The sequence below is a fragment of the Photobacterium sp. DNB22_13_2 genome (assembly GCF_052873915.1).
In genome coordinates this window covers 116816-135040 of the sequence record NZ_JBNNXU010000006.1, presented here as the reverse complement: position 1 = coordinate 135040, position 18225 = coordinate 116816, and the positions used below count along the sequence as shown (strand labels likewise).

Genomic DNA, 18225 nt, shown 5'->3' with positions numbered 1-18225 from the left:
ATTAATAGCCGAGTGCTTTACGCTCTTGAGCCGTCATAAATGGGAATGGTGCTTCGTATACGTTCTCCGGAACTTCATACTCATTACGTGCATCGTGAAGTTCTTTCATCATCGTTTCACGGACTTTTGAGAATTTAGGGTCGTTATAAACGTTATTTAGCTCATTCGGATCAGCTTTAAGGTCGTACATCTCAAATTCGCCTTTGCCGTTGTTTTCTGAATAGAAATTAATCAGCTTATAGCGGTCGCTACGAACACCGTCATGGCGTGGAACGTTGTGTGCGCCTTCCATGTAGTAGTGGTAGTAAACGTAAGGACGTTTTTTCTGCCATTGTGCATCACTCTGTTCACCGGTTAATACATCAAGGAAGGACTTACCCTGCATTTCGTCTGGTGCATCCAAGCCAACAGCGTCGAGGAAGGTTGGACCAAAGTCGATGTTTTGGATCATCGCTTGTGGACGCTGGTTAGCCGCAATGTGTCCCGGCCAACGGATGATGAATGGCATTTTCATCCCTTCTTCATACATGTAGCGCTTTTCCGCCCAACCATGTTCACCAATGTAGAAGCTTTGGTCAGAGCTATATACCACAATGGTATTTTCGGCCAGACCTGTCTCGTCGAGGTATTCAAGGATTCGGCCGATGTTCTCATCAACAGTAACCGTAGCTGCAGCGTACTCTTTCATAAAACGCTGATAGTTATACTCGGTACGTGCCTTTTTCTCGGCTGGTGGAACGTAGCCATAGCGCATCTTGTATTCAGGTGTTTGGATTTTCTTCCAGTAGTCGACGTTAATGTCGTCATAAGCAGCATGGAAAGCAATGCGCTGATCTTCAGTAAGGCGCTCCATCCACTGATCAAATGCATCACGCTCAGGTTTGCTCATACTCGCTAACCAAGCTTCTCGGATTTGTTTCTTCTCTGCGGTTGTTGGCGCTGGTGGGAAGGCATTGATCCCTTCAGCAGTCATACCGTAAAGCTCCATCCAGGCTTCGCTGGCATGCTTACCACGTGTTGTGTAGTCATCATGCAGCGTTGCTGGAATAGGGAATTTAGTATCTTTGAACAATTCCAAGTTACGTAATGGTGGCCTACGTGGTGTATGAGGTGACTTGAATTGAACTTGTAGCAAGAAAGGTTTGTCTGCATCGCGGTTTGTTTCCAACCACTGAAGTGACTGATCGGTAATGATATCAGTCGAATAGCCTTCAACCGTTGTTATCTTGCCATAGTTATCAATAAATTCAGGTTGGTAGTAAGTTCCCTGACCGCCAGCGCCATTCAGCACGTTGGAATAGCCAAACTCTTTTACCGGAGTTGGATGCATGTGCCATTTACCAATCAAAGCTGTCTGGTAGCCAGCATTTTCCATGATTTTTGGGTAGATAGTTTGGTCAGGGTTCCAAGCTGAAGAGTTATCAATAACGCCGTTTAAATGCGAGTGCTTACCGGTGATGATAGAGGCGCGGCTAGGCTGACAAATTGAGTTACCGACGAACGCATTGTCGAAAATAGCCCCTTCATTGGCAATGCGGTCAATATTTGGAGTTTGAACAAGGTCACCACTATAAGCACTAATAGCATTATTGGAGTGGTCATCAGAGAAGATGAATAAAATATTGGGTTGGCTACTCGCCTGGCTGGCCTGGGCTGTGACAGAACTTGCTGCTAGCAAGAGCCCGATCCCCTTTGCGAGGGTTGAATGTGCAGTTTTCATAAAGTCCTTGATTACATATCAGTTTTAAGAAGACAAATGGTTCATGTAGAAAACGTTAGGGAACTTGAATTGCCACATCAAAGATGAGTGTCTCAACATAAAAAATGTTAATACCACGAGGGTATTGAGAAATGCTTGCTTACAATTTTATCTTGGGAATAGCTTGAATATAAACGTTTCGAGGTGGTGGATCAATTATGCATGCACTTGGTGTGGTGGTTTATTTTGCTAATATGACTTAGATCTGATTTATTTTTGTGTTTTTATCGAACATCGATATTTTCTCTACGTGTTTTGTGGCAAGCATCCAAATTCAAAGCAAAAATAGCCTCCATGAATAGCTAGTACAAGTAAATGTTAACTTTATCACACGGCTTTATATAGAAACGTTTATACTCTGGCGATTGTTGATGTGAAGCATGATTTTACTTGCCTGTGAGCTTCACTTTTCGTTGAAATTGAGAAAGCTTGGCGAAGGAAAATCAGGAGGTTATCCGAATAACTGGGAAAGGCTTACGGGGACAGTTATTCATGGGTAACATAAATTCAAAGGATAAAAGATAATGGTTACCATGAAAAAGAATGTTTTAACCACCACGATGCTGATGCTGTTTTCAGCAGCTTCTGCGCCGTCAATGTCGGCTCAGCCAGCCCAGAATGAACAGGTCGCACCAAATATTTTACTCATTACCGCTGATGATATGGATTATGGCTCATTGGGTGTGACGGGTTCGACTGTACCTGAGATTTCTCCAAATCTTGACCGGTTGGCAAGCCAGGGCATTCGTTTCAATAATGCCTTCGTTACTGTGTCGGTATGTGAGCCATCCCGAGGTGTCATGGCAACAGGTCGGTATATCCAGAATAGCGGTATTGTTGGTTTTTATCCTACCACCCAGGAAATACCCACACTGGCCGAGGAGCTAAAGGATAATGGTTATAGTGTTGGTATTCTTGGTAAAGTGAATCACTCAACACCGAAATATGTTGATGATTATGTGTGGGATTACAGCAAAGATAAGGCTGATATCGGCAGTGGACGTGGGCCAAAACTTTACCGTAAGCATTTGTCTGCATTTATTGATTCTGCGCAGGAAAACAACAAGCCATTCTTCATGATGGCAAACTCCCATGATCCGCATCGCCCTTACTTTGTTGACAGTCCGAACTATGAAAGAGGCGGCAAGCAAAGGCCATCGAGGATTTATAAGCCTGAAGAAGTCCAAGTGCCTGGCTTCCTTCCGGATCTTCCTGAAGCACGAGTTGAATTGGCTCAGTATTTTAGCTCAGTGAAAAGGTTAGATGATACTGTGGGCGAAATGATGTCAGTGCTTGAAGAGAAAGGGGTGAGTGATAACACCATTGTTTTGTTCTTGTCTGATAACGGCCTTGCTGCACCGTTCGCGAAATCAAATGTGTATCGTAACAGTAACCATACGCCATTCTTTGTACGCTGGCCGAACAAAATTAAATCTTCAGTCGATGATGAACACTTTGTTTCTATGGTCGACTTGATGCCAACCTTGCTTGATGTTGCTGGAGTAGATATCCCTAAATCTGTGGATGGACGAAGCTTTTTACCGCTACTGCAAGGTGACTCCCAGGCCGAGCGTGATTATGTTTTTACTCAGTATCATGAAAATGCCGGTGGCCGAATTTTCCCAATGGCAGCGGTGCAAAACTCTGATTGGCTGTATATTTTCAACCCTTGGGCTGTTGGTGGTCGAGTTTACAAAACCTCTGCGAATAATAGCAGTACATTTAAAGCAATGAAGCGTCTAGCTTCGGAAGATGCTGAAATTAAAGAAAGGGTTGATTTCTTCCTTAATCGCACCGTTACCGAAGTCTATGACTTGCGCTCTGATCCTGATGCAAAAATTAACCTTGCCGGTAAGAAAGAGTTTAAAGAACAGCAAATGAAAATGGCAGAGCTAATGCGTCAACATATGGAGCAATATAAAGATCCTATGTTGGAGTTGTTCTTGAAGCGTGAAGACAATGATTTCTTGGTCAGTCGTACAGCCGAACTTCAGGTTGAAACACGCCAGAGAAAGAAAATTCACCGCCAGCTAAGCAGTAGTAAATAAAGTCATTAATTTATGATGAAAGCAGTGGTATCTAGAGTGGCAGTGAATAACTGCTGCTCTTTTTTATTTAAAATCAGGAATGGCACTCCCTTTCAAAAAGCTTCAACGAAGGAGTGAATGGGCTGACACCCTCCCGAAGGGCGAGTTTCTAAGCTGCTATACTGCGTTATTGTTTCTTGATTTAGAGCCACTAGATCTTCAAAACAATGCCTTGTCTATAAGCTTATAAATTCTCGCTGAACCTGCATCTTGAAGTAGCTTGGGTATGTTGGTTCTGCCTAAGTATGGTTTCATCGATTACGGTAGAAAAAAGCCAGAGTATTTTACTCTGGCTTGATTAAGTCACTGTAGTTAGTACTGCTTACCACGGAAGACTGTTTTATGCGGGAATTTTTTCTTGTTCCATCCCCATTTGGCGGGTTCATTGTTGGATTGCCATTGCTTGAACTCTTTCATTAAGCGTTCAACTTGTTCAGGATGTTTGTCCGCTAGGTTGTTGGACTCACTCATATCGTTACTGATGTTAAATAACTGAATTTGTGTTTTCTTTGGAGTGATATTTGGCATCACCAACTTCCATTCATCATCACGGATAGCGGCTTTAATGACTCGATCCCAATATAGGAAGCGGTTATCCAGTTTCTTTGACTGGCCGGTTAGGCGCGGCATGATGTCGACACCATTAATATCCCATTCCGACGTGTCTGCCCCGGCTGCTTTTAGTACTGTTGGTAGGATATCTAGTGAAATTACAGGATCGTCAATTGTTTGTCCGGCAGGGATTTTTCCTTCCCAAGTCACAGTGAATGGAACGCGGATCCCACCTTCCCAAAGGGTATTTTTCTCACCACGTAATGGGTGATTATATGACGCATTGCCTTTGGGCTTACCACCGTTGTCAGATAGGAAGACAATAATAGTATCTTCCATTAAATCATGCTCTTCGAGCTTGTTGATAATGTTGCCAACATTTTTATCCATGTTGAAGTTCATTGCCACCGACAAACGACGTTTAGGATCTTTGATGTGCTTAAAGCGTGCGATATCTTTTTCTAAGGCTTGTAGCGGGCCATGGATCGCATTGAATGGGACATAAAGAAAAAACGGTTCTTTCTTGTGGTTTTCAATAAAATTGACGGCCTCATTGCCAAAACGATCGGTAAGGTAGTCGTCAAAAGGGGGGACTAACTGATCATTATGGTAGATGGAAGAGTTAGGTTTTTCTTCGGCGTTCTTCTCATTGATTGGCCCGACAAAGTAATTAGCAGCACCATTGTTAAAACCAAAGAATTCGTCAAACCCTCGGTTGTGAGGCCAGTACTCTTTCGGGTCACCATCGTGGTATTTACCAATCATTGCTGTGGTGTAGCCAATGTCCTGGAAGCGGTTACCTATGGTTGGAATATCAAGTGGTAAACCTTGGGTAATACCTTCTTCTCGAACATAAGGAGCTGTGTTGTCGTGGTAGCCAAAGCTCTCCTGGTACCGCCCAGAAAGCAAACCGGCACGCGATGGGCCACACACCGGCGCTGTCACATAGCCGGTAGTGAGAATGGCACCAGCATGTGCCAATTTATCTAAATTAGGGGTGACGACATCTTTACTGCTGTTTTGGAAGCCTGTATCGGCATAGCCCAGGTCATCGGCAAAGATAAGAACTACATTGGGAGCGCGATGGCCATCAACAATAGGTATTGGATTTGAGTCGGCTAAGGCGGGTTGGCTCAGACTCAAAGCGGTGCTGAGTGCGCTAGCAAGGGCGCATTTATTTAGCGGTGGAAAAGACATTATTATTCCTTTAGTTCACATTAGAATGTATATACCAAAGTGACTTCAAGTTGTATAACTCAGCACATCATTGATGATTTTAATTCAAAGATAATGATTTAACTAAATAATTAGAATCTCAAAGCTTATTTAACATAGGAATGGGATTAGTGATGAGCTCAAAATTCGTTTTTGCTAAACCAAGTTCTTTGAAGTCACTTGGGTATAAAGCCAACCCAAGATGTTGAGTTGGCTTTATTAAGATATAAATATTTACGTTTTATTCTTCTGGAACTTCTGTTTCATCAGTTGGAATCACAAGTTTGATGTCAGCTAGGCCATATTTGAACTCAGCAAGATTGGAATATAGGGGCTCTTCATTAGGGCCACCCTGTTGAATATGTGTGACTAGTTTTTCTACATACTGTAAAGCATTCAAATTTACTAGACCGTCAGCATTGGTGAAGAATTTTTTTAGTGGTAACTCGATCTCATGAACGCTACCTAGAGCAACCTTTTCTTTTGTAAGATTGTAGTAGACAGCCTCTGAGCTAGGGTAGCCACCTGTAACTTCTCCCGTTGCACTGGCTACAGGAGTTTCCATTTTAATGACTAGATAAGTATCAGCGCCCGCTGGCAACTCAATGGTATTAGAAGGCATGAAATACTTCATTTGTAATGAACCTGACATGTAGTGGCTCATATCCAAACGAGGAATTGTCATATCTTTGAGGTTTTTGGTTAAATCAATAGCAAAGGTCAATATACTGCGGTTGTTCTCATCCCAATTCTTATCAGCAGTGTAATGAATACCGTTATAACGAATGGTACCTTCTTCCGTTGAATTACCTGGGTTGAGCTGAATTCCATTGCCTCGTGTTGTGCTGATTGTTTGAGTTGCGCCCTCTTGAACCCATGCAGCTCCACGGCGTACACTTTGAGCTAGAACAGACGCTTCTTCTGTAAGAACAATCGACTCTCCATTATTCAAGCAACCTTGGACGTTATTGGCACCTGGCTTGTCCGTAACAGAATTAGCAATAATACGGGCATCACTAAACTGGTATTCAATAGCGCCTGATGACTCAAGGGACATGGCAATATTAACTTTGCTGATGTCGATACCGTTTTCTTGGTTTTGGAAACAACTTAAAGGAACACGAATTAACTGTGGTTGATCGGCACTGATAGAGGCAGACACAGCACTTGTCACATCGATGTAGGCTTTGTTCTCGCCGGATGCCATGCTGAGTGCGACCTTATTTTCTTCACCAGCTTCGTTAAGTACATCAAAACTGTTTGTAATCACTTTAAATTGCAATGTACCGTTTTGATTGTCGTTACCGTTGGCCGTATTTAGGTCATAGGCTTTGTCATCAGAAGAAAAAACAATCGATGCTTTGTCTTCGGAAACCGTCACTGTCAGTGGGTCATTAACTGAGGTTTCTCCTGTCATTGTAATATTATTGTGTACAATATTGTTATCATTACCAATAGCTAAGGCATCACCATTATTATCATAAAGATACATTGCATACGGGCTTTCTTCTTTGTCATCAGCCTTATAATATAACGCGACTTCTCGAGGTAGCTTTAGATCACCGCCGTTATCGCCACCGCCGTTATCGCCACCGCCGTTATCACCACCGCCGTTATCGCCACCGCCGTTATCGCTACCGCCGTTATCACCACCGCCGTTATCACCACCGCCGTTATCACCACCGCCGTTATCTGGGTTGGTGACATCTCCACTATTACCGCTACCATCCGTATCCTTAGCGTCTTCAACACAGCCAGAAAGACCGATGAATGCTGCAATTAATAGCGCCAAGTGCTTCTTTTTAAGTTCCATTTTCTATCTCCTGATAAAACCGATAAGGTTTTGCTATTTGCCAGCTTGTGCTTGGCGCCACTCTTTTAATTCTTTTTTGGTAATGATTTGGTACAGCTCACCTTGATAGCTCTTCATGGCTGTTTTTCGTGCTTGTTTGAACTCGCTGCTTCCGCGACCGTATTTAGCCACGGCTTCTCTGTTGTTTAGGGTGAGTTCTTTTTTTAATTCGGTAATGGTTTTTACCTCGACTGGATTCAGCCCCATAAAATCAGCCATGGAGCTGACTTCGGTTTTAATACGTTTGATATCAGCATCATTAAGTTCAGCCGCAAAACTAGAAGAGGTTGTGATAATGCTTAATACAGCAATTATTGGTAGAAGAAATCTTTTCACATCAGATCCTTTAAATTTTAGTTGGTGAAACGTTTCTATGTTGTTTGGGTTGAAACATACTCTAGATGCAAGCGCTATTCAACATGGAGAAGCTGAAAATCGTGAGTAGTGAACACAATTTATTACATGGTGTGACTCAAATCAGGTTATGTAGTGAAGATATATGTAGGTGCCATGAATAAGCTAAGTGATAGTTAATTAGTATGGCTTTCTGGTAAAACACGACGTTTTCACACAGTTGATGGAAAGATTGACGGAAATTATTGTGATTGGCTTCATAATACTGAAACTTATCTGCAAGGGGTAATTTGCTCGCAAAGCCAGTATTTACAGTGCTTCTAGGCGATTTACAATAGTTTACATATGGTAATGGATAGTTGTAGATTTCAGTCGAAACGTTTATCCTTTTTGTGTTTCTTACAATACTTGATGCAGTGGGTTTTGTTTAGGCTTTCAGGTAGTGGTGTATTACAAGAGGCAATTTAACTCTTATGCAATATGTGCACTAATACATTTGAAAAGTGCTTAATGAAAGAATCAAGTTTTGATGATAATGCGTTTTTTTATACGGAACAGATACGCACTATAGACGGAATAATTATGAATAAAATAATACCTATAATACTTGGTTCTCTGGCTTTGACCGGATATGCCAACGCAGCAGATGACGGCAAGTTTCTTATCATGGAAGACGATGTCGATATCATCAGAAAAGCGCCGGAGTACTCATCTTATAAGATGCCAAAGCGTACTTCTTTCTTCTCTGGAATGGAATACAATGAAACGGTTTCTGATTTTTCAGCAAAAACAGAAAATATTAAGTATGTTGTTGCCGATGGGTCGACACGATTGCATGAGAATTGGCGTATACGTTATGTATTAAGTCAGATCCAAAATACGTCAGGCATTGAACAAGAAACTAGCTACAAAAAAACAAACTTCACTCTTGCACCTCGTTATGAGCAATGGGTTAACCCTTGGTTTAGTTTTTTTGCTGAGCCTGTGTATGTACATCAGTCAGATCCCGATGCAGGTCTCACTAACACCGAGATCAAACTTCGACCTGGGCTGCAGTTTACCAAAGGTAAGCATGGTCTAAACACGGTTTATACCTACAGTTTTGTTGAAAAAGAAACTGAAAATGAAAACCTTAATAAGAAATTCGATACCTTTGAAATTAAAGGTAACTATATCTACCGTTATAGCTCGAGAGTCAACTTTGGTTTAGAACTTACACGTAATGGCTATGTTGATAACTCTGATCCAGAGTTCCGTCGTCGCGCATATGCAGTTAAACCATCGATACGTATAAAGCATTGGCAGAACATCGTGACAGAAATCAGCACGCCATATAACTACAATGAAGGTGGTTTAAAATTAGCCGGTTCCGAGACCGTAAAGATTAATTTGAACAATAACTACCCAATCAATAAAAACATGAAGTTAATTGCAAATGTAGGCTACTCAATGATTAAGCTGCACGAGGGCGGGATCGATAAAGAAAAAGATAAGAATGGGTTGAATGCAAAACTTGGCTTTAATTTATCTTTCTAATTGAATAGAGCTTTGTCTTTGTTGTTTATGATAACGCTTAGAAAGGAATGATAATGAAACAGAAACTATTATCAGTGCTATTGGCTGCGCTTCTAACCCCTCAAGCTATAGCTGTGGAAAATCAGAAAAGTGATGAAGATATCATTCAGGATTTATATCGTGGTGGCTATGCTTATTGGCAGCAAGCGAGAAACGATAATGGCTCCTATGAGGATAAACTCTTCCTTAATGGTGACCGTAGCCATGTTGGCTCAATTGCTAATTCAGGAATGGGGTTGATTGCCCTTACTATTGGTCACAAAAATGGTTGGGAACCTGAGGCGGAAGAGTTAGCGTTGCAGACTTTGAGAATGCTAGCAGGTAAAGATTTGCATATTAGCGTTCCTCAAAATCGGTCAAATACCTTCATTCACTTCTATAACACTCAAACTGGCGATGCTGTCGGTGATGATTGGAGTCCAATTGATAGTGCAATTATGCTAAGTGGAGCACTTTTTGCTAAAAATTACTTTAGTGATAATAGTGAAATAGCACACCTTGCTGATGAGCTCTATCGGAAGACCGATTTAACCGCTTATATCGCAAATGTAGAGGAAGGTTTAATTTTCCTTGCCCAAAATAGTGATGGCACCTTTAAAGAATACGCTACTAAAACCTACAATGAGTACATGCTGGTGGCTGCGTTTGCTAAACATCAAGCATTAGACTTTGGTTATGGTGTAGATTCAGCACCTGTTGCTTTCTGGAATAAATGGTATGCCAAGCCGGATAACCTGCCTGTTGCCGAGTATAATGGTATTCCTCTCCTTTCGGAAAGTAAGAAATATTTTACGTCACAGTTTAATTTCTTATTCAACAACTACCTGATCCATGAATACTCCAATTCACCTGCGTACCAGGCGGCGACAGTCAATGCGGCTAGTGCTGATCATGCTTGGTGGAATGATATGGACGTTGATGGTTTAGAGAGTTATGAATGGGGTACAGGTGCGGGGGCTTGTCCTGATGGGTATTGTGTCGATCGGTTCCATTTTGATGCAGACCGGCAGTTTAATCATAACCTTGTTGTCTCTCCACACATCATGGCTGGCTTCATGCCTTATTCTGAGCATGCTAGACATGACTTAATTTCGATTTATCGTGATAAATCAATTAATGCACGATATGAACTTCCTGATGGCAATGAGATTCTATGGCGTTACAGTTATGACCAGCCTGAATGGAAAGCGGGTTGGGTCGAAGGTGTAGACTTCTCAACCTTCTTATTTGGTTTAGCCGCAATGCCAGAAAATTTAGGGATGGAGTTCTTCAATACTTACAACAATTACTTTGACATGGAATCAAAAAGTTAACTTGTGATTGGCGTACATCATATATTGGGTTTGGATATATTAAAAAACACTCTATATATTTACTACCTATTTTAGCAACGTGAACGTACTGTCAAAATTTATAATTTAATTATTTGCTTTACGAGATGCTTATGAATATTAAATTTAAAAGAGCAGCGGTGGTGACATCTGTCATTATGGCATTATCCGGCTGCCTTGAAGATGGCTTTAGTTATAATGATGGTAAAGATGGAACAGGGCCTGTTCCTGGCGGTGAAGTCACTCAGATATATGGCGAAGGATCTAATGGAGCTTTCATTATGCAGGCTGTCGATAAGGGAGATATGACCGTTGATGTTGATGGCCAAGAAAATACCGCATTGAGTAATATCCAAGTGATTGGTGATTATTTATCTCAAGCCGCTTTGAATGTAAGTGTGACGCAAGATGCGAAGGCTGGTATTCAGTTTATTGCAAGTTCCCCGGTCGATTACTCTAAGGTGACGGTTAATAAGGCTGGTTTGCTTCTCTTTGATGTACATATGAAAGATTTTCCTAGCGGGAAGGTAACTCCGGCTACCGTTACACTGATATCCGATGATGGTTCTGAAGGGAAGGTTGATATCACCAGTTCACTCAGTGCTTACTTGGGTGTTAAAAACAGCGATGTTGTCAATAGTACTCAAAGTGTCCGAATTCCTTTGCAATGTTTTGCTGATCAAGGTGTTGATTTCAGCAAAGTGACACAGTCTTTTTCTATGGACATGAGTGCCAACGCCAATTTTGATATCAGTAATGTTCGTGTTCAGGCTGAAGCGGGTGGTGATAAGCCTGGTATGAACTTAGTGATAGAGTGTGATAATTCAAAAAGTGAGGTATTAACTACACCTGAGTCCATTGTTTATGCTCGCCAGAAAAACGACCAAGGTGAATTTGTTGAGTCTGGTTGGACTTATCACCTGACTTCAAATGGCACCAAGATTTACCCAGTTAAGAATGAAGATTCAGAGATAGGTTGGGCAGGCGTTGAGTCAACAGCTGAACCAGGTAAGCAGACTTACTTAAGCTTTATTCTTAATAAAGAAGACGTAAAACTTAAAGATGTGAGCCAATATTTAGAGAAAGGCACATTAGAGTTCACTCTCTGGGTTGAGTCTTATAGTGAAATGGCTCATCCGACAAACAATATTATGGTTAAGATAGATACGCCGACCAAAAATGATCCCGAGAGTCCTTCTCCAGATTACCGCTATCCGGCATCAAAATTATGGGCCATGTCTTGTAAGACGGACAATTGTGAAGGGGCAATACAGAAGTTTTCAATTCCCTTATCTGAATTGTTTAGCACCACAGACGGTGATATTGATATTAATATTCTTAAGCATATAAAGAAAGTGGTCTTCTTCCCTGAAAAGGTTGATGATAAATCTTACTCGCCAAAGGGGTTAAAATTTAGTATTAGCGATCTGAAATTTGTTATGAACCCATAAATGTAGACATGTCACAAAGAGCAGTAGCCACAAGTTTGGCTGTTAACGTTTTGACTTAAACAATGCAGCTAACATTTGACGACAAATTATCAATTTATGTTTGCCGGTACTACTTTTCGCTAGGGGAAGTGTGTAGTACCGGCTTTTTTATTTTATGGAAAATATAAAGGAAGCGGGTTGTGAAAATGAAAGCAATACCTCTAATAGCTATGGGGGCTTTTACGTCGATTGGCATTGCATATGCTGCTGAATCAAAGCTCATTGAGAGCAATGCTGATGGGCAGCAAAGGCCAAATGTCTTGTTTATCATGACAGATGATCACGCTGTACAGGCGCTCAGTGCCTATGGGCATGAGATTGCTAAATTAGCACCAACGCCTAATATTGATCGTATCGCAGAGCATGGTGCGATTTTTACTAGCTCTTATGTAACTAACTCTTTATGTGGCCCGAGTCGTGGGGCAATGCTGACGGGCAAGTTTGGTCATAAAAATGGGTTTAACTATAATGGGCAGAGCTTTGATGGTAGCCAATTTACATGGCCAAGAGCATTGCATGAATCTGGCTATAATACCGCTGTTATCGGTAAGTGGCATATTAACTTGATCCCGGAAGGGCTAGATTTTGATCATTGGGATATCCTAAATGATCAGGGCGAATACTATAACCCTGATTTCATCACCATGAAGGGGGTGAAGCAGGAGATGGGCTATACAACTGATCTCATCACTGATAAAACCTTAGAATGGTTGACGAAGGGGCGAGATAAAAGTAAGCCATTTGCTTTGATGATGCACCACAAAGCTCCTCATCGGAACTGGATGCCGCCTCTGCGCCATGCTCGGTTATATGAAAATACTAAGTTTCCTGTACCTGATAACTTTTTTGATAATTACCAGGACCGCTTGGCAGCCAGTAAGCAGGAAATGAATGTTTACCGTGATGCTCAAGAAGGACACGATCTGAAAATGACCCGTGCTGTTGGTAGTACTGAGTGGCGTAAAGATATCTGGCCGCACTTACTGGCTCGTCTTACCAAAGAGCAGCGAGATGCCTGGGATACGGCTTATCAAGAACGCAACGATTTTATGAATAGCCATGAATCAGACTGGTCTGAGAGAGAAATGGCGGAGTGGAAGTATCAACGTTATGTTCAGGATTACCTTGCAACAGTAAAAGCCGTTGACGAGAGCGTTGGCGAGGTGCTCGATTATTTGGAAGAGCATGACCTTGCAGAAAACACCATCGTAGTTTACACGTCGGATCAGGGGTTCTTCTTGGGTGAACATGGCTTCTTTGACAAGCGTTTTATGTATGAAGAGTCCTTTTCTACCCCATTACTTGTGCAATATCCGGCAGAAATAAAACCGGGTACGATTATAGATGAGTTGGTTCAAAATATTGATTATGCACCGACACTATTGGACTTTGCTGGTGTGAGAACCGATGAAGAGTTTGATGGTGTATCAATGAAGGGGTTGCTAACTGGCCAGGAGCATGAAAAGTGGCGTGACAGCTTGTACTATCACTACTACGAAAACCCAGGGTTCCATAATGTCGCGCGTCATTATGGTGTCCGAGATCATCGCTATAAGCTGATCCATTTCTACAACCCTGATGATGAGTGGGAACTATACGACTTGGAATCAGATAAGTCAGAGATGGTTAATTTGATAGATAACCCTGATTATCAAAGTGAAGTCACTCGCTTAAAGTCAGAGCTGAAAAAGCTTGAATTGCAATACGATGTTCCGCCGCAAGAAGAATGGATTGATATGCCGCTTATTCATGAACGTAAGCCAACACTTCAAGAGCTATTCACTAAAGATAAAAGATAAAAGATAAAAGATAAAAGATAAAATAGCCCTAAATATATGAAATTAACACCCAAGTGAATGTGTGCTTGGGTGTTAATGACAGTAAGCGTGGTGAATGATGACGATTTTTACTAGTAATAATTTATGTTAGTTAGTGTGTCTGGGGCTATTAACACTCCACCGCACCTTGAACTACTCCAAATTAGTCCTTTTCTAATCTCATGTCCGCCAAAGAGATCGCGTGCACTATCAGTCGCTTGACTGATATCATCAAACATACCCAGTTGGATGTTAATATATTGACCACTGTTATTGGATAGCGCTCTTCCTTTCTCATCGAGGAATATAGCGATGTAATTCATGCTGCGACCTTTATTTTATTAGATAGCGATCTAACAACGTGCTTACACCATTCTGAATCTGCATGAAGTAAACTTATCTTTCTGTCTATAGCTAACTGAGTTAAAGGGTCAGAATCAATTCTGATTATAGTTAATTCAGCAATCATTTTTGATATTTCATCATGCATACAGATGAAGTATTGAGGGTCTCCTAAAACTAATCTAGAGTTCGCTTCGTCTTGTGTGATCTTTACTTTGGCTTCTTGTAGCTTTGGACTGCTAACAATAATCTCTCCTTCTTGCGTTATGGTATAGACTTTTTTATTAGGCTTGTTTATTTGGTAAACATCCTTGCAAGAAAGATATCCTTTGTTTTTTAACTTCAACAAAGTCCTGTATATTTGTTGGTGAGAGGTTTTCCAAGGTGATTTGTTTATTGTTTTTGTCAATTCATAGCCAGTGGACTCTTTTTTTAGCAAATTGGACAAAACGACGACTTCTAGATTGCCTATCATGATTTCTCTTCTAAATAGTATGTTGGTACGTATTATAGTTATAATTAAATGTTGGTTTTCTAGCCGAACTTAAACTTTATGGTGTGTCTTTATTAAAAAGACGCACCATGATTGGTTACGGGAGGGGCGAGTATTTCGACGCTTACCCATATATATTAAAGAAAGGTTCGTAGCTCTAAACAGAGATACTATGAACAAATGCCTATGGTTCTAGTACCTACCGCGCCAGCCGTTGGTGTACTTTAAGCGGTTCTTATCCCAGCCCCATAGTTGTGGCATATTCTCATCACTCCAAGTGTCGAACGCTTTTTTGAGCCTCTCGACCTGTTCGGGGTTGGCATCTGCTACATTTTTGCTCTCACTAATATCATCACTGATACGGAACAGTTCGTATGAAGCATTTTTATCCGAGAGGTTTGGCATAACCAGCTTCCAATTGTTATCTCTGATTGCTGTTTGGTTCGGCATATGCCAGTAGAGGAAACGATGATTAAGGTGCTCTTTTTCACCTTTAAGTAACGGTAATAAATCTGTGCCGTCTAATTGCATTTCTTGAGGCGCCTGCACGCCAATTGCAGCCAAAGCTGTCGGGAGAATATCTAATGAAATAATAGGATCGCTGATAGTACGACCAGCCGGGATCATCCCTTTCCAAGTTATCGTAAAGGGGATTCTGATTCCGCCATCCCAAACTTGTCCTTTTTCGCTTCTTAATGGAAGGTTGTAGGATTCATTACCATGTTTACCCAGGAATTTACCACCGTTGTCAGATAGGAAGATGATGAGTGTATCTTCCATCAACTGATGTTCCTCTAGCTTGGCAATGATACGTCCGACGTTATGATCCATGTTGTAGTTCATTGCTACTGCGAGACGTCGCTTCGGATTTTCGATATAGCTAAAGCGTTGTAGATCTTCTTCAAGTGCCTGCTGTGGGCCGTGGATGGCATTGAATGGCACGTAAAGGAAAAACGGTTGATCTTGATTGCGCTCTATAAAGTTAACGGCTTCATCACCGAACTTATCGGTCAGATACTGATCGAAAGGTGCGATAAGTTGATCGTTACGATAGATTGAGGAAAAGGGAGCACTTTTACTGTTTTCTTCATTGCGAGCCCCAACGAAGTAGTCAGCAGCTCCATTATTGAAACCAACAAACTCATCAAAACCGCGATTTTGAGGCCAGGACTGTTTGGCATCACCATCATGCCATTTCCCAATAATGGCTGTTTTATAGCCAGCATCTTGGAAATAGTGACCAATGGTTGGAATATTGGCAGGGACTCCCTGCTCAATGCCTTTTTCTAAGATGTAAGGGCCGACATTGTCATGTGCACCGAAACGTTGCTGGTAGCGCCCTGTTAGCATTCCTGCCCGCGAAGGGCCGCATACCGGAGCTGTAACATAACCCGCGTCGAAGATAACTCCATCTTCGGCTAATCTGTCGAGGTTCGGTGTTTTGACATCCTTGCTTAGGTTTTGGAAACCGGTATCTGCATACCCCAAGTCGTCGGCAAAGATGAGAAGTACGTTTGGTTGTTTGTGTTCAGGTAGGGCGACATGATCTGCTGAGGCACATGGCAGGGACATCATTGCGAGAGAGGCTGCAACAGGCCAGAGAGGGGAGTGCTTCTGTTTACGTATTTTGGATGACATCATCTTTAATTCCTTGCGTATGCGATGTTATGTCCCTGAGTATTGAATTGTAGCTGTAACGTTTCTATTGTTTGGGGCTGTTATATTGTTCTTTGTTGGTGTTAAAAATCGCTTTTGCAAACTTTAATCAACAGTTTATGTTGTAGGGGCTATGTTTTACATGAACTGTACAGCACATATTCACTCCTATCAATTGAAACGTTTCAATTTGTGATCGTTTTCAAATGTATGATATTTGTGCAGGTTTAAAATAAGGGCAGTTTAGGGGCTGACTATGCCAAGTGACTATTGATATCAAGTGACTATTCGTAGCGTTTTAATCGGACTGTTTATTTACCTTGTTGCCATTCATGCCGAAATAATGCACTTCGCGCCGATAAATTGCAGCTCATTTTATAGTTGCCGCAAACTATTGGCTCACTCAGGAGTTACACGTATTAATACATTCCATTGAATTTTGATTACGAACGATCTTTGGAGAATGCAGCATGCAATCATCAGCCAATCAACCGAACCGTCTATGGACGTTGTTGGGTACGATCCTTACGCAATTTGCGCTGGGCTCAGTCTATACATGGAGCCTTTTTAATGCACCCCTTGCAAGTAAACTGGATACGCCAGTAAGCCAAGTTGCTTTCTCCTTTGGTATTTTGAGCCTCTCTTTGGCAGTTGCATCATCACTCTCAGGCAAACTTCAAGAGCGTTTCGGTGTTCGTAAAGTGACGGTTAGCGCCGGTATCATGTTGGGACTTAGCCTAATCATTACTTCTTATGCTCCTAATCTATTGGTGCTGTATGTGGTCGCTGGGTTCTTGGTGGGGTTTGCTGACGGTACGGGTTACCTGATGACACTATCAAACTGTGTGAAATTTTTCCCTGAACGGAAAGGTGTTGCATCAGCGTGTGCTATTGGTGCTTACGGCTTAGGTAGCTTAGGTTTCAAGTACATTAACATGTACTTCCTTACTCACTCCGGCGTCGAAATGACATTTAGCGTGTGGGGAGTCATTGCAATGTGCTGCGTAGTGGTTGGCGGTATGATGATGCGAGATGCGCCTATTCATAGCGATTCGAATCAAAATGAATCGCAAGCAAATACAGCACTCGTTTCAACCGACTTTACGCTTGCAGAAGCATTCAAAACATCACAGTTTTGGATCCTATCTGTAATATTCTTAACCGTTTGTATGTCAGGCCTTTACGTAATCGGCGTGGCTAAAGATATTGGCGAGAATTTTGTTCACCTTAACTCAGCAGCAGCTGCCACCTCTGTGGCGATTATCGCGGTATGTAACCTGTCTGGTCGTTTAGTTCTTGGCGTGCTATCAGATAAAATCGCTCGTATTCGTGTTATCAGCATTGCACTTGTTATCTGCTTGTTCGGCGTGGTGTGCTTGCGTTTAGTTGCACTGGAACAATCGAGTTTTTACTTGGCAATTGCCTGTATTGCCTTTAGCTTTGGTGGCACTATTACCGTGTACCCTTCTTTGGTTAGTGATTTCTTTGGCTTAAACAACCTAACCAAGAACTACGGTTTCATTTACCTAGGCTTTGGTATTGGTAGCTTTGTTGGTTCAGTTATCGCTTCTGCATTTGGTGGCTTTACTGCAACTTTCTCTGTGATGCTGGCATTGGTGGTTATTTCCATCGTGTTCTCACTCACTGTAAAACTACCGAGTAAAGCACAGTCTCTTCAGCCTGTGATGTGTTAGTCACTCAC

Annotated in this window: 12 protein-coding genes; 6 read left to right on the top strand and 6 right to left on the bottom strand. The window is 41.8% G+C overall.

The genetic code is table 11. The features are described from left to right. Position 1: 1 nt before the first annotated feature. The gene (locus tag ACVA58_RS11310) at positions 2–1720 is read right to left on the bottom strand and encodes a sulfatase family protein (RefSeq protein ID WP_446510544.1); all 1719 of its coding nucleotides are present in this window, start codon (positions 1718–1720) and stop codon (positions 2–4) included. Between the two features lie 572 nt (positions 1721–2292). On the opposite strand from ACVA58_RS11310, the gene ACVA58_RS11305 reads away from it, so the two are divergent. Then, the gene (locus ACVA58_RS11305) at positions 2293–3807 is read left to right on the top strand and encodes a sulfatase family protein (protein ID WP_446510543.1); all 1515 of its coding nucleotides are present in this window, start codon (positions 2293–2295) and stop codon (positions 3805–3807) included. Between the two features lie 351 nt (positions 3808–4158). Here the strand turns inward: ACVA58_RS11305 and ACVA58_RS11300 are convergent, their stop codons facing one another. From ACVA58_RS11300 to ACVA58_RS11290, 3 genes are all read right to left on the bottom strand, one after another. Then, positions 4159–5595 (bottom strand): sulfatase-like hydrolase/transferase, encoded by a 1437-nt coding sequence (locus tag ACVA58_RS11300; protein ID WP_446510542.1) that lies wholly within the window; start codon positions 5593–5595, stop codon positions 4159–4161. Between the two features lie 259 nt (positions 5596–5854). Beyond that, positions 5855–7426 (bottom strand): putative glycoside hydrolase, encoded by a 1572-nt coding sequence (locus ACVA58_RS11295; RefSeq protein ID WP_446510541.1) that lies wholly within the window; start codon positions 7424–7426, stop codon positions 5855–5857. Between the two features lie 33 nt (positions 7427–7459). After that, complete coding sequence (locus ACVA58_RS11290) at positions 7460–7801, bottom strand: hypothetical protein (RefSeq protein WP_446510540.1); 342 nt, start codon at positions 7799–7801, stop codon at positions 7460–7462. A gap of 528 nt (positions 7802–8329) precedes the next feature. Between ACVA58_RS11290 and ACVA58_RS11285 the strand changes: the two genes are divergently transcribed. From ACVA58_RS11285 to ACVA58_RS11270, 4 genes are all read left to right on the top strand, one after another. Beyond that, entirely contained in the window at positions 8330–9355 is a 1026-nt protein-coding gene (locus ACVA58_RS11285; RefSeq protein ID WP_446510539.1) for a hypothetical protein, read from the top strand. A 53-nt stretch (positions 9356–9408) separates the two neighbouring features. Beyond that, positions 9409–10707 carry a hypothetical protein gene (locus ACVA58_RS11280; RefSeq protein ID WP_446510538.1) on the top strand — a complete coding sequence of 433 codons (1299 nt, stop codon included), beginning with the start codon at positions 9409–9411 and terminating at the stop codon, positions 10705–10707. 131 nt (positions 10708–10838) lie between these two features. Further along, positions 10839–12176 carry a putative glycoside hydrolase gene (locus ACVA58_RS11275; RefSeq protein WP_446510537.1) on the top strand — a complete coding sequence of 446 codons (1338 nt, stop codon included), beginning with the start codon at positions 10839–10841 and terminating at the stop codon, positions 12174–12176. Between the two features lie 185 nt (positions 12177–12361). Further along, positions 12362–14014 carry a sulfatase family protein gene (locus ACVA58_RS11270; RefSeq protein WP_446510706.1) on the top strand — a complete coding sequence of 551 codons (1653 nt, stop codon included), beginning with the start codon at positions 12362–12364 and terminating at the stop codon, positions 14012–14014. Between the two features lie 337 nt (positions 14015–14351). On the opposite strand, the gene ACVA58_RS11265 is transcribed toward ACVA58_RS11270, so the two are convergent. Next, the gene (locus ACVA58_RS11265) at positions 14352–14849 is read right to left on the bottom strand and encodes a PadR family transcriptional regulator (RefSeq protein ID WP_446510536.1); all 498 of its coding nucleotides are present in this window, start codon (positions 14847–14849) and stop codon (positions 14352–14354) included. A 210-nt stretch (positions 14850–15059) separates the two neighbouring features. Then, entirely contained in the window at positions 15060–16508 is a 1449-nt protein-coding gene (locus tag ACVA58_RS11260) for a sulfatase (RefSeq protein WP_446510535.1), read from the bottom strand. A gap of 485 nt (positions 16509–16993) precedes the next feature. On the opposite strand from ACVA58_RS11260, the gene ACVA58_RS11255 reads away from it, so the two are divergent. Next, positions 16994–18217, top strand: coding sequence for an L-lactate MFS transporter (locus ACVA58_RS11255; protein ID WP_446510534.1), 1224 nt, complete (start codon positions 16994–16996; stop codon positions 18215–18217). Positions 18218–18225: the final 8 nt, after the last annotated feature.

Excerpts from the sequence above, each read along its gene's own strand:
- ACVA58_RS11310 (WP_446510544.1), bottom strand. The coding sequence starts at position 1,720 with ATGAAAACTGCACATTCAACCCTCGCAAAGGGGATCGGGCTCTTGCTA.
- ACVA58_RS11305 (WP_446510543.1), top strand. The coding sequence starts at position 2,293 with ATGAAAAAGAATGTTTTAACCACCACGATGCTGATGCTGTTTTCAGCA.
- ACVA58_RS11300 (WP_446510542.1), bottom strand. The coding sequence starts at position 5,595 with ATGTCTTTTCCACCGCTAAATAAATGCGCCCTTGCTAGCGCACTCAGC.
- ACVA58_RS11295 (WP_446510541.1), bottom strand. The coding sequence starts at position 7,426 with ATGGAACTTAAAAAGAAGCACTTGGCGCTATTAATTGCAGCATTCATC.
- ACVA58_RS11285 (WP_446510539.1), top strand. The coding sequence starts at position 8,330 with ATGAAAGAATCAAGTTTTGATGATAATGCGTTTTTTTATACGGAACAG.
- ACVA58_RS11280 (WP_446510538.1), top strand. The coding sequence starts at position 9,409 with ATGAAACAGAAACTATTATCAGTGCTATTGGCTGCGCTTCTAACCCCT.
- ACVA58_RS11275 (WP_446510537.1), top strand. The coding sequence starts at position 10,839 with ATGAATATTAAATTTAAAAGAGCAGCGGTGGTGACATCTGTCATTATG.
- ACVA58_RS11270 (WP_446510706.1), top strand. The coding sequence starts at position 12,362 with ATGAAAGCAATACCTCTAATAGCTATGGGGGCTTTTACGTCGATTGGC.
- ACVA58_RS11265 (WP_446510536.1), bottom strand. The coding sequence starts at position 14,849 with ATGATAGGCAATCTAGAAGTCGTCGTTTTGTCCAATTTGCTAAAAAAA.
- ACVA58_RS11260 (WP_446510535.1), bottom strand. The coding sequence starts at position 16,508 with ATGATGTCATCCAAAATACGTAAACAGAAGCACTCCCCTCTCTGGCCT.
- ACVA58_RS11255 (WP_446510534.1), top strand. The coding sequence starts at position 16,994 with ATGCAATCATCAGCCAATCAACCGAACCGTCTATGGACGTTGTTGGGT.